The sequence below is a fragment of the Amycolatopsis echigonensis genome (genome assembly GCF_014174495.1).
Classification (GTDB): Bacteria; Actinomycetota; Actinomycetes; order Mycobacteriales; family Pseudonocardiaceae; genus Amycolatopsis; species Amycolatopsis echigonensis.
This window is the reverse complement of record NZ_JACJHR010000001.1, coordinates 266,477-281,962: the sequence shown is the minus strand read 5'-3', so window position 1 is coordinate 281,962 and position 15,486 is coordinate 266,477. Positions and strand designations below refer to the sequence as shown.

Annotated in this window: 15 protein-coding genes; 6 read left to right on the top strand and 9 right to left on the bottom strand. The window is 71.6% G+C overall.

Going from position 1 to position 15,486, the window contains the following annotated elements:
• Window positions 1-22 precede the first annotated feature (22 nt).
• Window positions 23-1,498 (top strand): APC family permease, encoded by a 1,476-nt coding sequence (locus tag H5411_RS01380; RefSeq protein ID WP_101440221.1) that lies wholly within the window; start codon window positions 23-25, stop codon window positions 1,496-1,498.
• Between the two features lie 3 nt (window positions 1,499-1,501).
• Here the strand turns inward: H5411_RS01380 and H5411_RS01375 are convergent, their stop codons facing one another.
• The gene (locus tag H5411_RS01375) at window positions 1,502-2,356 is read right to left on the bottom strand and encodes an SAM-dependent methyltransferase (protein WP_101440222.1); all 855 of its coding nucleotides are present in this window, start codon (window positions 2,354-2,356) and stop codon (window positions 1,502-1,504) included.
• Between the two features lie 58 nt (window positions 2,357-2,414).
• Window positions 2,415-3,089 (bottom strand): hypothetical protein, encoded by a 675-nt coding sequence (locus H5411_RS01370; RefSeq protein WP_183122709.1) that lies wholly within the window; start codon window positions 3,087-3,089, stop codon window positions 2,415-2,417.
• Window positions 3,090-3,232: 143 nt separating this feature from the next.
• Here H5411_RS01370 and H5411_RS48810 point away from each other — a divergent pair, with 143 nt between their 5' ends.
• Both H5411_RS48810 and H5411_RS48805 read left to right on the top strand, forming a co-directional pair.
• Window positions 3,233-3,841, top strand: coding sequence for an alpha/beta fold hydrolase (locus tag H5411_RS48810; RefSeq protein ID WP_312877366.1), 609 nt, complete (start codon window positions 3,233-3,235; stop codon window positions 3,839-3,841).
• On the top strand, window positions 3,838-4,173 hold the full coding sequence (locus H5411_RS48805) for an alpha/beta hydrolase family protein (protein ID WP_312877365.1): 336 nt from the start codon (window positions 3,838-3,840) through the stop codon (window positions 4,171-4,173). Before H5411_RS48810 ends, H5411_RS48805 begins: the two co-directional genes overlap by 4 nt.
• Window positions 4,174-4,176: 3 nt before the next feature.
• Here the strand turns inward: H5411_RS48805 and H5411_RS01360 are convergent, their stop codons facing one another.
• Window positions 4,177-4,701, bottom strand: coding sequence for a dihydrofolate reductase family protein (locus H5411_RS01360; protein WP_101441354.1), 525 nt, complete (start codon window positions 4,699-4,701; stop codon window positions 4,177-4,179).
• Between the two features lie 59 nt (window positions 4,702-4,760).
• Complete coding sequence (locus H5411_RS49210) at window positions 4,761-5,177, bottom strand: hypothetical protein (protein WP_376772073.1); 417 nt, start codon at window positions 5,175-5,177, stop codon at window positions 4,761-4,763.
• Window positions 5,178-5,320: 143 nt separating this feature from the next.
• Here H5411_RS49210 and H5411_RS01350 point away from each other — a divergent pair, with 143 nt between their 5' ends.
• Entirely contained in the window at window positions 5,321-5,935 is a 615-nt protein-coding gene (locus tag H5411_RS01350; RefSeq protein ID WP_244194882.1) for a S1 family peptidase, read from the top strand.
• A gap of 8 nt (window positions 5,936-5,943) precedes the next feature.
• Here the strand turns inward: H5411_RS01350 and H5411_RS01345 are convergent, their stop codons facing one another.
• Window positions 5,944-8,196 carry an FUSC family protein gene (locus H5411_RS01345; RefSeq protein ID WP_158242579.1) on the bottom strand — a complete coding sequence of 751 codons (2,253 nt, stop codon included), beginning with the start codon at window positions 8,194-8,196 and terminating at the stop codon, window positions 5,944-5,946.
• Window positions 8,197-8,284: 88 nt separating this feature from the next.
• Between H5411_RS01345 and H5411_RS01340 the strand changes: the two genes are divergently transcribed.
• A complete protein-coding gene (locus H5411_RS01340) occupies window positions 8,285-8,734 on the top strand; it encodes a MarR family winged helix-turn-helix transcriptional regulator (protein ID WP_101440225.1) in 450 nt (149 codons plus the stop codon).
• 51 nt (window positions 8,735-8,785) lie between these two features.
• On the opposite strand, the gene H5411_RS01335 is transcribed toward H5411_RS01340, so the two are convergent.
• Window positions 8,786-10,375, bottom strand: a complete 1,590-nt coding sequence (locus tag H5411_RS01335) for an acyl-CoA synthetase (protein WP_101440226.1) — start codon at window positions 10,373-10,375, stop codon at window positions 8,786-8,788.
• An 89-nt stretch (window positions 10,376-10,464) separates the two neighbouring features.
• On the opposite strand from H5411_RS01335, the gene H5411_RS01330 reads away from it, so the two are divergent.
• Window positions 10,465-12,675, top strand: a complete 2,211-nt coding sequence (locus tag H5411_RS01330) for a serine/threonine-protein kinase (protein WP_183122708.1) — start codon at window positions 10,465-10,467, stop codon at window positions 12,673-12,675.
• A 4-nt stretch (window positions 12,676-12,679) separates the two neighbouring features.
• Here the strand turns inward: H5411_RS01330 and H5411_RS01325 are convergent, their stop codons facing one another.
• From H5411_RS01325 to H5411_RS48800, 3 genes are read right to left on the bottom strand one after another with little or no spacing between them, the layout of a single operon-like run.
• Window positions 12,680-13,132 (bottom strand): hypothetical protein, encoded by a 453-nt coding sequence (locus H5411_RS01325; RefSeq protein ID WP_183122707.1) that lies wholly within the window; start codon window positions 13,130-13,132, stop codon window positions 12,680-12,682.
• 53 nt (window positions 13,133-13,185) lie between these two features.
• Window positions 13,186-13,551: a YrdB family protein gene (locus tag H5411_RS01320; protein ID WP_183122706.1), complete on the bottom strand. Its 366-nt coding sequence runs from the start codon at window positions 13,549-13,551 to the stop codon at window positions 13,186-13,188.
• Between the two features lie 60 nt (window positions 13,552-13,611).
• Window positions 13,612-14,940: a lysozyme gene (locus H5411_RS48800; RefSeq protein ID WP_183122705.1), complete on the bottom strand. Its 1,329-nt coding sequence runs from the start codon at window positions 14,938-14,940 to the stop codon at window positions 13,612-13,614.
• Window positions 14,941-15,486 lie beyond the last annotated feature (546 nt).

The window sequence follows — 15,486 nt, the reverse complement described above, 5'->3', positions numbered from 1 at the left end:
GATTCACCAAAGGCGGTGAAGCGTGTCCGAGCCTCAGTTCGTCAACACCGAATCAGGAAACCTGCGCCGGAATCTGCGCCGGATCGACTCGATCTTCCTTGCGGTCGCGGCCATCATCTCCGTGGACACCATCGGCCAGATCGCGACTTCCGGAGCGGAGGCGGTCACCTGGACCGCCGTGCTCCTGGTGCTGTTCCTCTTCCCGTACGGCCTGGTCATGGCCGAGCTGGGCAGCGCGTTCCCGGCGGAGGGCGGGCCGTTCGTCTGGCTGCGGCTCGCGTTCGGGAAGCTGCCCGCCGCGCTCGGCACGCTGCTGTACTGGATCACCAATCCGGTGTGGCTCGGCGGATCGATCACCTTCCTCGCCGCGGCGACCTGGCAGCACTACCTCGTTCCCGCTTCGCCGGGCGGGTTCGCGGACTACGCGTTCAAGCTCGTCTTCATCTGGCTGGCAATCCTCGGCGCGGTCGTGAGCCTGCGGTACGGCAAGTGGTTCATCGCCGCCGGGGCTCTGCTCAAGGTGGGCCTGGTGGTGCTCTTCGCCGTCACCGCGGCGATCTACGCGGCCCGCAACGGCGTCCACGGATCGCTGGCCTTCTCCCCCAGCATCGGCGGATTCCTCGCTGTCGTCCCGGTTCTGATGTTCGCCCTGGTCGGGTTCGAGGCTCCCAACGGCGCCGCGGAGGAAATGCACAACCCGCGACGCGACGTCCCGGTCACGGTCGGCGTGTCCGGTCTGGTGTCGGCGTTGTGCTATCTCGTGCCGGTTTTCGGCATCGTGCTGGTGATGCCGCCGGACAAGATCAACGGACTCGGCGGTTTCCTCGACGCGGTGCGCCAGGTGTTCTCCGTCTACGGCGGCGCTTCGGGCGCGATGCTGACGCTCGCCGCCGTCGTGTTCGTCTTCGTCCTGCTGAACCAGGGCTGCTCGTGGATGATCGCGTCCGACCGCATCCAGGCGATGGCCGCCGTCGACGGCGCGTTCCCGCGCTGGTTCGGCGCTTTCCACCCGAAGCTGAACACCCCGCTGCGGGTCAACCTGCTCTCCGGCGTGGTCGCGACCGCGTTCACCGTCGTGGCGACGATTGTGCAGAGCAGTTCCGCGTCGGCGGTGTTCGCCGTCGTGCTCAACATCGCGGTGAGCACGCTGCTGCTGTCCTACCTGCTGATCTTCCCGACGATCCTGGTGCTGCGCCGGAAATACCCGTCGATCGACCGGCCGTTCCGCGTACCCGGCGGACGAGCCGGGCTGTGGATCAGCACCGTGCTGATCTACGCGTGGATCCTCCTCGGCGCCTGGCAAACCATCGCGCCCGGCGTGCTCGACCAAGCCCTCGGCCTGCCCTACGACTTCCAAGCGACCTGGGGCGTCTCCCGGCTCACCTTCGAACTCTTCACCGCAGGCACCCTCGCCGTCCTGATCGGCTTCGGCTTCACCGGCTACCTCATCGCCCGCAGACAACCCACACCGGTCACGGAAGTCCCGCAGCCGGCGTAGCGGTCACACCTTCCGGCCCACCACACCCGCGACGCACCGGGCCGCGTCGCTCAGCGGCTTCAGCCTCGGGCCGTCCTGCCACCATTCGTCGGCGACCGACAGGCCGGGGCCGTCCGTGCGGCTCGGCGGGAGCAGTTCCAGACCGGGCAGCATCGCCTCGATCTCCGCGCGGGTCCGGAACCGGCCCGCGCCCAGCGGGCCGGACACGAGGATCTCCTCGATCCGCTTCGCGACCGCGGTCAGCTCCGGCACCTCGGGGTCGTAGAAATGCGCCAGCGCGACGTACGAGCCAGGCGCGAGAGCGTCGATGTACTCGCGCATCACCTCGACCGCGCCGTCGCCCTCGTAGTGGTGCATCGTGCCGATGTGCAGCAGCGCGATCGGCTCCGAGAAGTCGAGGTACTCGCGCACCGTTTCGTGCTGCAGCACCGCCTGCGGCTCGAAGATGTCGGCCTCGACCATGTGCGTGAAGTCGTTGTCCTCCAGCAGCGCGCGGCCGTGCGCGAGCACCACCGGGTCGTTGTCGACGTACACCACCTGCGCGTCGCGGTGGTAGCGCTGCACGATCTGGTGGGTGTTCTCCGCCGTCGGCAGCCCGGAACCGCAGTCGAGGAACTGCCGGATGTCGGTCTGGCTCGCCAGCATCCGCAGCACGCGGTTGTGGAAACCGCGGTTGCCGCGGGCGATGTGCACCGCCTCGGGGACCGCCGTGCTGATCTTCTCCATCACCGCGCGGTCCACCTCGTAGTGGTGGCTCCCGCCGAGGAATCCGTCGTAGATCCGCGCGATGCTCGGGCGGTTCGGGTCCACCCCCACCGGCACCTGGCTGGGCGACAACGGGGACGACGAGCCGGTCATGGACACCTCGCGGAGCAGTCGGTCGGCAGTGACCTACTCAGAGTAGTACTCCCGCCGCTCAGCCGTGCCAGCGCCGCGGCGCCTGGTCGCCGCCGCCCCATTCCTCCAGGTACGAGCTGACCGCCGAGCGGAACGTGTCGTCCCACGGGTCGTGCGGCTGGTTTCCGCTCTCCTGCTCCGGTTTCTGCGTCGGCTGGACGCGCGGCGGCGGCGCGGTCGTCGCGGGACGGCTGCTGGCGCGGACGACCGTGTCGCGCACCTGGCCGGTCGCCGGGGCCGGGGACGCGCTGAGCGTGCTCACCGCGGGCGGCGCCGACGACGTGTGGACCGGAGCGGGCGGCGGCTCCACGGGCTGCGAATCAGTCCCGCCGGACGCCGACGGCCACAACGCCCACGAACCCAGTCCGGCGCACACCAGGACCGCCGCACCGGCGAAGACGCCGTACCGAGCTGGCCTTCGCTGGGGCGGCGGCGCGGTCTCGGCGGGCGGCGCGGGCGGCTCGGCCAGGGGCACCGGGCCGCGTTTGGCGAGCTGTTCGACCGGGGAGCCGGTCGAGACGTCGAGGACCCCGCCGAACGCCGCCGAGGCCGGGTCGTCGGTGCTGTCGGCCCGGGGCCGCCGCACGAGCGGCGGGGGTTCGCTGCCGTCGATCCGGGGCATCGGCGCCGTCTCGGACAGCCGCACGAGGTTCGCGACCGACTCGAGGTCGCTGCCGGACTCCGGGTTCCCCATCCAGACCTCCACCCCGCCGGGGCCGCGCGTCCGCGGCGCTTCCGGCGCCGCAGATCCTAGGGACCCCCGGTCCGCGCTGTAAACCCGCGCCGGACGTGATCCAGTACGCTCGACGGGTTTCCGGCCTGGGGAGGAGGCCCGCGATGCGGCCGTTTTCCGTCGAGCCCGACGCCGCCGGCATGCTCGACGCCGGCGACGGACAGCAGATCTACTGGGACGCCAGCGGCGCCGGCCGGCCGGTGCTGTGCGTGCACGGCGGTCCCGGCGGGGGCGGCGGCAGCTTCGGCCGCAGCGGATTCGACCCGGCGAAATTCCGCGTCGTCGTGTTCGACCAGCGCGGCTGCGGACGGAGCACGCCGAGCGTCGCGGACCCGGCGGTGAGCCTGGAGCACCAGACCACCGAGCGCCTGATCGCCGACATGGAGAAGCTGCGCGTCCACCTCGGCGTCGAAAACTGGCTGCTCTACGGCGGTTCCTGGGGCGCGACGCTCGCGCTGGCCTACGCCCAGCGGCATCCGGACCGGGTCAGCGGCATCATCCTGGTCGCCGCGTTCACCTCGTCGCCGGACGAGATCGACTGGCTCTACCGCGGCGTCCGGCGGCTGCTGCCCGCGCAATGGGAAGCGTTCCGCGCGGGCGGCCCGACCCGGACGGAGACCTCCTCGCCGGGTACTCGCAGCTGCTCGCGAGCCCGGACCGTGCGGTGCGGCTCCAAGCCGCGCGGGACTGGTGCTCCTGGGAGGACGCGGTGATCTCGCACGAATGGGTCGGCGGCCGCACCGGCCAGTTCAGCGCGGGCACGGACGAGGAGCTGATCACGCTCGCCCGCCTCTGCGCGCACTACTACCGCCACCACGCCTGGCTCGAGGACGACCAGCTGCTCCGCGACATCCACCTGCTGCACGGCATTCCGGCGGTGCTGATCCACGGGCGGGCCGATCTGAGCGCGCCGCTGCGCAAGGCGTGGCAGCTCGCCCAGGCTTGGCCGGACGCCGAGCTGGTCGTGATCGACGCGGGGCACACCGGGAGCCCGTCGATGGGGACAGCAGTTCTGGAAGCGATCGCGCGGTTCGAGGACCGCTGACAGTCAGCGCAGCACGCGATACCGAAGGCTCGTCCCCTGCTGCGCCACCAGCTCCAGCCGCACGGGCGGGCCTGGCCGCTCGAACAACCGCACTCCGCCGCCCAGCAGCACCGGCATCACCAGCACCTCCACCTCGTCCAGCAATCCGGCCTCCACGCAAACCCGCCCCACCGAAGCGCCCAGCACGTTGACCGTCTTCTCCCCCGCCGCCGCGCGAGCGGCCGCGACGCCTTCCTCCAGCGAGGAACAGAACGTCACCCCAGGAACTGCCGCCGGTGCGGGCCGCCGGGTCAGCACCACCTGCGGCCCGTCCCATCCGCCGCCGAAAGCCTTGCCCTCGCCTTCAGTGCCGCGATACGGGTCATCGCCGGAGAAGGTCCGGCGGCCGACCAGCAGCGCCCCGACCTCCGCGGCCAGCTCGTCCGCCGAAGCCTCCCCGGTGTAGGGCGCGAGCCAGCCCATGTCCCCGCCGGGTCCGGCGATGAACCCGTCCAGCGACATCGCGGCGGAATACAGCAGCTTTCCCATGTGGTGCACCTCCGATTCGGTTTCCGGTACCGACTCCGGACGGCACGAAAACTCATCGGTCAGCCGGACAGCGCGAGCCTCACGGCGTTCTCGGTGCCGCGCTGGATCCGCCATCGGGCCCTCCTCGACCACCCCGCCCCGTAGTGCAGCACGACGGCCCGGTCCGCAACCCGCTCCATCACGGCCAAGTCGCGGCCGATGGACAGGCACGCGAACGCCAGTTCCCGCTGCGGGTCCGCCAGCAGGTCCAGCACCGAAGCCTGCACCGAGACGTCCAGCGCGCTCGTCGGCTCGTCCGCGATCAGCACCCGCGGCCGTTGCTCGCGCCGGTCGTCGCGCGCGGATTGAGGGCGAACGCCGGGCCGAAGCTCGCGCGACGTCCACGCCATCGACCGACGTTTGCGCAGGTCGCCGACGGCCCGATGGCCCGGCTCAACACGCCGTTCGACCTCCGGTCCGGCCACCGTTGCGGTCACCCGTTCGGACGCACTCCCGGAACAGTCGGCTGACTCGGTTTGTCCCGCCGGCTGCCCGGCGCTGGACTGGCCGCACGTATCGAGTCTCCTGTGGACGGAAGGATCTGCCGACGTCTCGCTGCTCGCGCCGAAAACTGGTCGGGGTGCTGATTTCCGCGGTTGTCGCCTTGCTGGCTTCCGCGACGCCCTCCGCGGCGAGTGGGGCGGTGAGCGGCGGCGACGCGATGTACACCGTCTCTCCGGGGCCCGGCCGCGAGCCGTACTACTGTTCCGCCGGGTTCGCGATCCTCGTCAAGAACGTGCGGTACGTCCTCACCGCCGGGCACTGCACGGAGCACGGGCTCGACTGGAAAGACATCGGCCGCAACGTGGACTCCCACTTCCCGGTCACCGATTACGGCCGCGTCGAAGACTCGTCCGGCTCCGGGCACAGCCGGGTCGACCTCTACGACGGCAGCACCCAGCGGATCCTGCGCGCGGGCACCCCGCAGGTGGGACAGCTGGTGTGCAAGAGCGGCATGACCACGAAGAAGACGTGCGGGAAGGTCCTCGGCCTCAACCAGACCGTGAACTTCGGCGACGGCAAGCAGGTCGTCGGGACGATCGCCACCGACATCCCGGTCGGGGCGGGCGACAGCGGCGGCCCGTTGTTCTATGCCGGGGTCGGATACGGCGTCCTGTCCGGCGGGAACAACCGGGTCAGCTTCTTCCAGCCGCTGCCGCCCGTGCTCGCCGCCTACGGGGCCGCGCTCGCCTGAGAGCCGCCCTATCCGGCCGAGCGCTCGCCCGGGATGCCCGCGCGGACCTGCCGATACAGCCTCGGCACCGTCGGTGCGGGAAGGGCGGGCAACCGGCGCGGACCCGCCGGTCCGGTCGCCGCGAGATCGCACAGCACGTGGTACAGGTGGCTCAACGCGCGCAGCGCCGGGTCGTTCGCCCGGTCGCCGGGCGCGGCCGGGGTGTAGGCGAACAACGCGAGGTCCGCGCGGGCCAGCGGTCCCTCGGCGGCCGTCCGGCCGGTGCCCGGCGGCGCCAGGGAGAGTTCCTCGACCGCCTCGGCCAGCGCGGCGCACGCCGCGGCCGGGCCGTCCGGGTGCCGGGCGCACGAACCCGGCGGCATCCGCATCGCGACCGCGAGCGCGCGGCCATGCGTCGTCAGCGCGGCGTAGAGCGACAACCGGTGCCGCAGCCGCGGCGAGGTGGTGCCGCCCAGCACCGGGCGCGTGAGCGGGCGGGCGACCAGCGCGAGCTGGTAAAGCCGGTGGTCCAGCGTCCGGGCGAGCGCGTCGAAGTCCGGCGGCGGATCGGAGTGCTGCCGCTCCAGCCGCGCTGCGGCCGCCGTCAGCAGTTCGCGCAGGGAGTCGAGCAGGTTGTTCCGCACCGTGCGCACAGTGTCGCGAGTGGACAGTGGCGTGACGAGCATCGCCACCACCAGCCCGACCGCCGCGCCGATCGCGGTCTCTTCCAGCCGCAGCAGGAGCAGGCCGGGCGAGAACTCGTGCAGCACGCTGTAGAGCTGGCCGACCATGATCGTGATGAAGAAGATCATGTACGCGTACGAGAGCCGGATCAGGTAGAAGCCGAGGAACATGCTCCCGCAGATCACCCCGAGCACCGCGGCGGTGTTGCCCGCCGTCAGCTCGGCCAGCCCGATCGACGCGGCCAGCCCGACCAGCGTGCCGAGCACCCGGTTGAAGCCCTTGAGGAACGTTTCGGTGCGGGTGGCGGTGCCGGTGAACATGATGAACGCGGCCAGCACCGCCCAGTAGTAGCGAGCGTCCGACAGCTGTTTGCCGGCGAGGATCGCGAGCGTGCCCGCGATCGCGCCCTGCACCGCTTGCCGGGAGACGAAGTCCAAGCGGGACAACGGATTCCAGCGCGCCTGCCGCGCCGGGACCTCGCCCGCGGCGGCGGCCGAACCCGGCAGCGCGCCGAACACCAGCCCCACCGCGGGTTCGAAGTCGTCGACCGGTTCCGCGCCGACCGCGCCCGGCTTCCGCGCGCGCTCCAGCACCGGCGCGATTTCCAGCGCGGCCGCGGCGAAGTGCCGCGCGGGCCACCAGCCGCCCGCCGTGCCGCCCGCGCGCTCAGCCAGCGCGGCCAGCCGATACGCGACCTCGGCCGCACCCCGGTCGTCATGCCGCGCCAGCCGGTCCGCGACCTCGGCGGCAGGCACGGCGAGCCCGGACCCGCTGTCGACGAGCGCGCACGCGGCGGTGGCCAGCTGGTCCAGCAGGTGATGCGCGTCGACCATCGCCCGGCGGAGCGCCGCCGCGGAGAACCCGGCCGGGACCGCCCCCGGTTGCGCTGACCAGGCTTCGATCATCAGCGCCGCTTCGGCGATCCTCGCCTGCTTCGCCTGGACTCGCCGGCGCAGCCGGGTCTCCTGCCGCGGGTCCCGGTTGCCCAGCAGGTCGGCGCAGGCGCGCGCGAGCGACCGGCCGCGCGCGTCGAACGAGCGGACCACCTGGCCGAGGGTGCGTTTCGGATTGGTGCGCAGCAAGGTCAGCGAAAGGAGCAGCACCCACGCGGACGCGACCGTGACGGCCAGCAGCAGCGCGGGCAGGGCCGCCATCGTCGCGTGCAGGAAGGACGCGAAGAAGTAGCCCATCCAGGCCATGAAGCCGTAGAAGAAGAACACCGGCCCGAAGCGGCGGACGAACACCGCCAGGAACATCACCACGACGAAGACGACGAGCATCAGATCCGGATGCGCGCCGACCGCCGCGCCCGGAGCCATCCCGGCGGCGAACGCGACCGGGAAGAACACCGCGGTCTTGACCTTCGCCCACGCGCCCGCGTCGCCGAGGGCCATCGATCCCATCATCGCGACCACCGCGCCGAGCAGCATGCCGACCAGCGCGCCCTTCGCGTCCGCGCCGGTGAGATGGGCCAGCAGGTATTCGACGCCCAGCGCGGTGGCCATCGAGACGGTCGCGCCGAGCGCCGAGCGCAGCCTGCTCAGCCCCGGATCCGACGAGACGACGCGGTCCCGGATCTCCGTGCTCCTGGACAGCATCAACCCGCCTTCCGGTCCGTCTCCGCCAATCATCGGTATGATACCGGTATTCCCGCGACGCTTCTTCGGCTCATCGGAGGACCTGGCCATGGAGCAGACCAGCGAGGCGCTCGACGTGCTGGAACGCGCCACCGCGGTGCTGGTGCGCAACTTCGAGCTGCTGCGCCGCCGCACGGACGTCTACGCCGAACTGGACCAGGCGGAGTACCTGATCCTGCGCACCCTGGACGAGCTGGGCTCGGCCGACATCGGCACGCTCGCCGGCGCGCTGGGCCTCGACCCGTCCACCGCCGGACGCCAGGTGTCGGCGCTGCTCGGCAAGGACCTCGTCGAGCGCAGCCAGGCCAGCGACGACCGCCGCCGCTGCGTGATCACCCCGACCGGCCGAGGCCGGGAACTCATGCATCTGACCCGCGCCCGACGCCGGTCGTCGGTCGGCGACCTGCTGGACGACTGGACGACGGACGAGCTCCGCGCCTTCGCCGGATTCCTCGACCGGTACAACGCCGCGGTCGCCCGGCGGTACCTGCGCACCTGACCTCGCGAGCGGCCATGCCGGTGAGAACCGGCAAAGACACTCCTGAGGAGGTCAGGACTTCGCCAGGTCCGCGTGCCCCTCCCGCAGCGCGCGCTTGACGATCTTCCCGCTCGGGTTCTTCGGCAACGCGTCCACGAACACCACGTACTTCGGGCATTTGTACCCGGCGAGATGCTTCCGGGCGTGCGCGAGGACCTCGTCCTCGGTGAGCGTCACACCCTCGCGCGGCACGACCGCGGCGGTGACCGCCTCGATCCAGTGCGGGTGCGCGACGCCGAACACCGCGACCTCGGCGATCCCGTCGAGCAGGTACAGGGCTTCCTCGACCTCGCGGCTCGCGACGTTCTCGCCGCCGGTCTTGATCATGTCCTTCTTCCGGTCCACCACCGACAGATAGCCCTCTTCGTCGAGCACGCCGAGGTCGCCCGAGTGGAACCAGCCGCCCGCGAAGGCCGCGGCGGTTTTCTCCTCGTCCTCGTAGTAGCCGAGCGTCGCGTGCGGGCTGCGGTGCACGATCTCGCCGACCTCGCCGGGCGGCAGTTCGCGGCCGTCCTCGTCCACGATCCGGGTCTCGACGTTGATCGACGCCCGGCCCGCCGAACCCGCCTTCGCCAGCTGTTCGTGCGGGCGCAGGATCGTGGCGAGCGGGGCCATTTCGGTCTGGCCGTAGAAGTTCCACAGCTGGACGTCCGGCAGCCGGCGCGCGAGTTCGCGCAGCACTTCGACGGGCATCGGCGACGCGCCGTAGTAGCCCTTCCGCAGGCTGGACAGGTCCGTCGTGTCGAACGCCGGGTGGCGCAGCAGCGAGATCCACACCGTCGGCGGCGCGAACAGCTTCGTCGCGCGTTCGCGTTCCACCGCGGCCAGCAGCGCCGCCGGGTCCGGACCGGGCAGGATCACGCTGGTAGCACCGAGATAGACGTCCACAGACAGGAAACAGTCCAGCTGCGCGCAGTGGTAGAGCGGCAGCGAATGCACCTCGATGTCGTCGCCGGTCATGCTCCCGTCGATCGCGCACGAGACGTACTGCGCAATCAGCGACCGGCTCGACAGCAGCACGCCCTTCGGCCGCGATTCGGTGCCGGAGGTGTACATCAGCCGCAGCGGATCGTCGTCTGCCACGGCCACGGCCGGGGCGGTTTCGTCGCCGGGCTGGTCGATCCAGTCCGCGACGCTCTCCCATTCGCCGCCGCTGCCGCCGATCCGCCCGCGCACGACATCGGCGCGGCCGGAGCGCTTCACCGCCTCCGCCGCGGTGTCGAGCAGCGCGTCCTCGGCGATCAGCCCGGACACTCCGGCGTGGCCGAGGATGTACGCGACTTCCTCCGCGCCGAGCATGAAGTTCACCGGCACCAGCACCACGCCCAGCTTCGCCGTGGCGAACACGAGCACCGCGTATTCCCAGCAGTTGCGGCTGAGCAGCGCGAGCCGGTCGCCCTTCGCGAGGCCGCGCTCGGCGAGCCGGTGCGCGCACCGGTTGACCGCCGCGTCGAACTCGCGGTACGTCGCCCGGCGCTCGCCGGAGACGATCGCGAGCTTGTCCGGCAGGCGCAACGCGGTGCGCCGCAGGAGATCCCCGACGGAATGCTGGCGGGCGTGCTGGATCGCTTCCGCCGTTTCGGCGCTGAACGGGCTCGGCATAGCGGGAGTCTCATCCACCGGCGCGGCGCGCGCAAGCAGGAGCGGCGGCGGCCCTCGGTAGGCTTTCCGGCACACCTGGGGAGGGGCGCGTGGACGAGACCGAGGCACCGACCCTCGACCGGCCGGACATCACCGGCCGGCTGCCCCGGTACCGGCTCGTCCGCCAGCTCGCGCGCACCCGGATGAGCGAGGTGTTCGAGGCCGCCGACACCTTCGAGGACGACCGCGCGGTCGCGCTCAAGGTCGTCGGCCCGGAGTTCATGGCGGTGCCCGGATTCCGCACCCGGTTCGAGCGCGAAACGCGGATCGCCCGCGACCTGGTGCATCCGAACGTGGTCCCCGTGCTGGACGCCGGGTTCACCGGCGACGGCTGTCTCGGCTACCTCGCGATGGAGTACGTCCGGGGCGCGAACCTCGGCAGCGTTCTCGCCGAGCGAGGCCCGCTGTCCTTCCAGGAGACTGCCGAGATCGGACGCGGGATCGCCGCCGCCCTCGACGCCGCGCACGAACGCCGGCTCGTGCACCGGGACGTCAAGCCGGGCAACATTCTGCTCGGCGCCGGCGGCCGCGCGTACCTGTGCGACTTCGGCATCGCCCGCCAGCTCGACCTCACGCAGCTCACCGAGACCGGGGCGTTCCTCGGCACGGTCGGCTACGCCGCTCCCGAGCAACGCCAGGGCAAACCCGCCGGACCGGCCGCCGACGTGTACTCGCTCGCCTGCGTGCTCTGCGAATGCCTGGCCGGCGCTCCCCCGGGCCACCACACCGACCTCGGCCAGCCCGGCGCCGCCCTCCGCCGGTCGCTCAGCACCGATCCGGCCGCCCGGCATCCGACGTGCACCGCGCTGGTCGAGGATCTGATCGCCGCCGCACGCCGGGACCGGCGCCGCCGCCGGGTGATGCGCGCGGGAGTCCCGGCGACCGCCGGTGCGGCACTGCTCCTCGCCGGGCTGATCGTCGCGAGCCCGTCCGGAATCGACGACGCCGCTCTCGCCCGGCTGCCCGCCGCTCTCCGCGCGGACTGCTCCACCGCGGACTCGCCTGTCTCCGGCGCGACCGCGACCATCACCTGTCGCGACCCGTCCGGCCGCGCCGCCACCACCGCGCTGTACGCCGACCAGAAACAGGCCGACGACGCCTACTCGGCCGCCCTGTCCCGCGTCAAGGTGGCGTCAGGGCAGGGAGACTGCGCGTCGGCCGCCGGAGCCGAACACCGTTACCCGGCAACCGGACCCGCCCTCGGCCGCGTCTTCTGCTGGGCCGGGCCCTCCCTGTCCGTGCTGGTCTGGAAGGACGACGCCGCCTACGCGGTCACCACCGCCCGAGCCTCGGCGAACGACGACACCGCGTTGCGGGCGGCCTGGGTCAGCTGGACCGGCGCGCCGGCTTTCCCGACCCCGGACGAAGTCGCCCTCACTCACCTCGCCGCCGGAAACAAGTGCCGCCGGGCGACACCAGGCGACCTCAGCGGCTACCCCGGTGCCGTCGCCGGGGTCTCCTGCACGCCGAGCGGCACCGGCGCGCGCGACGTCTCCTACTACCGTTTCGCCGACGCCGCGGCAGTGCGCAAGAGCTTCGGCAGTCTGGTCGCCGCCGCGAAGGCGCCGAGCGGCGGACCTTGCCCGGGTTCTTTCCTGAGCACGACCCGCTTCGACTGGCTGAGCGTCGACCTCGGGCAGGTGCTCTGCCATCCAGGCCCGGAAAGCACCGTCGCGATCGACTGGAGCCTCGAATCCCTCCGCGTCATCGGCCACGTCGCCGGCACCGTCCCGGCAACCGTCGGCGGATGGTGGTCGCAGTGGCACCTCGCGCCGCTGACCCAAATCGTCGCGCAGGTCAACGGCGACGCCACCCCCGCGTTCCCGAATCCGGCGGAAAACGCGCTGCTGCAACGGATTCCCGCCGCGTCCCGGGTCAACTGCGTGCGCCCGTCCGCGGACCAGCGATGGCAGGACGTCGGCGTGGCGCCGGCCGACGCGGCCGTCGCCTGCGGACGCACCAGTGGCGCCGAACTGGTCGTCTACTACCAATTGCCCGACACCGCCACGATGAACCAGGTCTTCAACAGCACCCAGACCACGGAAAAGGCCTGCACCGACCAGCCGTCCGGCTTCTCCGCCGACCGCCCGTACTCCCGCGGCGGCCACACCGGACGGCTCGCCTGCGCGACTCTCGAGTCGAGCGGCGAGCGCTATCTCAAGTGGACCGACGACCAGACGAGGATCTTCGCGGTCGCGCATCGCGGCACCGAACCGTTCGCGATGATCGACTGGTGGACCCACGACGCGGGCCCGTCCTGAGCCCTCAACCCTGGACGGAGCCGCCGATCGAGGCCGACCCGGTGACGTTCCCGGAACCGCCGCTCGCGGTGTGCACGGATTCCTTGCCGTCCACGACCGAATACATCTCCACGTGGCCGCTCGCTCCGGAGTAGGTGATCTCCAGCGTCCACTGGCGCGGTTTCCCGTCGGCGGGCACGGTCAGCGACTGCCGCCACGGCATCTTCACCTGTCCGGTTTCCTTGGCGCTGCCGTCCAAGGTGTAGGTGACCTGTTTCAGCGAACCGGACCCGGTCGCGTTCAGCACGAGTGTGTGCGGCGGGCGATCGGGCACCTGTTCCTCGACCGGCGCGGCCGGCGAAGAGGGTGGCGCCGGCTTGGGCGCGGGAGCCGGGGCGGGGCCGCCCGAGCACGCGGTCAGCGCGGCGAGCAGCGCGACCGGCGCGAACACCGTCCGGGCGGCAGTGCGAAAGTCCATGCGGGGACCGTACTGAGCAACGGCCGGGACCGGTCCCGGCTCGGGAAATCCGCTCAGCCGTCCTTCGCCCAGATCCGCACCGCCACCGCGACCGCGATCCCGGCCACGCCGAGCACGATCCCCGCGACCAGCAGCCCGGACGCGATCAACCCGAGCGCGGCCACCGCGAACAGACCCGCCTCCAGGAAAAACCGGGTCGGTTCCGGACTGCGCCGCTTGGCCTTCGGCGCGATCACGAGCCACCAGATCGCCCCCGCCAGCGCCGGCCACAGGACCGCGGCCAGAATGTCGAGGAACACGCTCCCGCCGAGTCGCGCGCCGGCGACCGCGAGACCGGCCAGCAGCGCCAGTTCGGTCAGGAAGCGGACAACGAGCACCGCGCCGGGGAAACCGCGCAATTCGGGTCGAGTCGTGGTCACGCCGGGAAGCCTAACGGCCGGGCCCGCGCTCCGTGCGCGGAGTCGCGGACCCGGCCGGAATCAGCGCCGGGCCACCATCCGGGAGAGCGTCATCAGGATCGCCCCGAACACGAGCAGCGCCGCGCCGAACACGGCGAGCCGAGGGGTGCTCACGCCGGTTTTCGCCAGCGCCTGCTGCTTCGGCTGGCTCGCATCGGGCGCGGAGGTCTGCGTCGGCTGGCTGGTGGTCACCTCCTGCGGGGCCGAAGCCTTCGGCGTCACCTTCGCGACCTCGTGCACGTTGGCGGTCAGCGAATCGGCGTGCTTGGCGTCCGACAGCGACCCCGGCGGGTTCGCCTGCTTGCCGCCCGCCCAGACGAGACCGCTGATGTCCTTCTTCGCCGCGGGCGACGACGTGGAAGGGGTGGACGGGGTGGACGGGGTCGGCTTCGTCGCCGAGGACGTCGGGCTGCCGGACGTCGTCGGGCTCGCCTTCGCGGTCGTCGTCGGCGAAGTCGTGGCCGAACTGGTGGGCGTCTTCGTCGGTGTCTTAGTCTGCGTCTTCGTGGCCGACGAGGTCGGCGGCGCGCTCGTGGTCGGCGTGGTCGACGTCGGCGGCTTCGTCGACGTGGTCGGCTTCGGCGGAGCCGGGGCCTCGCTCTTCGGAGCGTCGCCGCCGGCGAACTTGATCAGCTGCTCCATCGAGCCGTTGAACGAGTCCTGGTCGCCGGGTTTGCTGCCGGAGTCGGAGTACTGCCAGACCGTGTAGTAGCGCCAGCCCGAGGGCAGCGGACCCGCGCTTTGCGCGTACCGGGCGATGAACAGCGGATGCGTGTCGCCGAACGCCCCCGAGTTCCCGGTGCAGGTCTTCCACCAGTCGGTGGTGGTGTAGAGCATCGGCCAGCGCGAGGTTTTCGCGTGCAGCCGCTCGGAGAACGACCGGACCCACGACACCATCGCCGACTGCGACAGGCCGAAGCAGGTCGAGCCGTAGGGGTTGTATTCGATGTCCAGCATCGGCGGCATCGTGCGGCCGTCCGCGGACCAGCCGCCGCCGTGCGCGACGAAGTAGTCCGCCTGCGTCGCGCCGTCGGACACGTCCGGACGCGCGAAGTGGTAGGCGCCGCGGATCATCCCGACGTCGTAAGAGCCGTTGTACTGCTGCGCGAAATACGGGTTCTGGTACCCGGTGCCCTCGGTCGCCTTGACGTACGCGAAGCGCGCACCGGCGTTCCAGGCCGCTTTCCAGTCCACATTGCCCTGGTGCCCGGACACATCCATGCCCGGCACCTCGGCAGGTGCCGCAGCCGCCTGGGGCGCGTGCAGCAGCCCCAGCGCTCCGGCGGCAGCCACCGCTGCCGCCGCCACGACCGCACCCGCCCGAGCCGCTATCCGCCCGGAGCCCGTCATCCTCTACTCCCTCTTCTTTTCCCGCCCTGGGAGCGCTCCGGCCGTCCGCGTCTCTTCCCCAAGAGCGGCACCGGATCACCTGGGCGAGCCCCAGTGTGTGTGACACGCGGGACGCCTGTAAACCACCGGGAGTGCTGTGACACGTGGTACACAAGAGGTTTTCCGAGGTCATCGGGGGTACGGCCAGCGTCGGCCGGAATGAAACTCACCCACCCCGGGTCACTGTCGGCGGCCAGTCCGGCACTCGTCGCAGTGGGTAATCACCTCTCCTGGAGGCCGAAACGCGGCGCCGCGCCGGGCCGGACGACAGCTGTCGCGAGCCCGCTGCCGCGTCCTCGCACAAGGGCCGGAAGTCGTCCGCGCGGAGCTTGCAGACGTGACCGCGCAGCGCCCGGCCCGGCGAGCCGTTCACGAACAACTCCCCCGCCCCGGAAACCGTTGCCCGTACTGCGGAAACCGCGCTCTACCAGCACATTCCGCCGCGACACGGGTAACCGCGCGGATACGCAGCGTCACCCCGGCGGCCGTCTTCGCAACATCTTGGCA

What these genes read in the sequence shown, in the direction of transcription:
- H5411_RS01360 (WP_101441354.1), bottom strand. Translation starts at nt 4,701, where the DNA reads ATGGGAAAGCTGCTGTATTCCGCCGCGATGTCGCTGGACGGGTTCATC.
- H5411_RS48800 (WP_183122705.1), bottom strand. Translation starts at nt 14,940, where the DNA reads ATGACGGGCTCCGGGCGGATAGCGGCTCGGGCGGGTGCGGTCGTGGCG.
- H5411_RS48810 (WP_312877366.1), top strand. Translation starts at nt 3,233, where the DNA reads ATGCGGCCGTTTTCCGTCGAGCCCGACGCCGCCGGCATGCTCGACGCC.
- H5411_RS01335 (WP_101440226.1), bottom strand. Translation starts at nt 10,375, where the DNA reads ATGCCGAGCCCGTTCAGCGCCGAAACGGCGGAAGCGATCCAGCACGCC.
- H5411_RS01375 (WP_101440222.1), bottom strand. Translation starts at nt 2,356, where the DNA reads ATGACCGGCTCGTCGTCCCCGTTGTCGCCCAGCCAGGTGCCGGTGGGG.
- H5411_RS01325 (WP_183122707.1), bottom strand. Translation starts at nt 13,132, where the DNA reads ATGGACTTTCGCACTGCCGCCCGGACGGTGTTCGCGCCGGTCGCGCTG.
- H5411_RS01340 (WP_101440225.1), top strand. Translation starts at nt 8,285, where the DNA reads ATGGAGCAGACCAGCGAGGCGCTCGACGTGCTGGAACGCGCCACCGCG.
- H5411_RS01345 (WP_158242579.1), bottom strand. Translation starts at nt 8,196, where the DNA reads ATGCTGTCCAGGAGCACGGAGATCCGGGACCGCGTCGTCTCGTCGGAT.
- H5411_RS01370 (WP_183122709.1), bottom strand. Translation starts at nt 3,089, where the DNA reads ATGGGGAACCCGGAGTCCGGCAGCGACCTCGAGTCGGTCGCGAACCTC.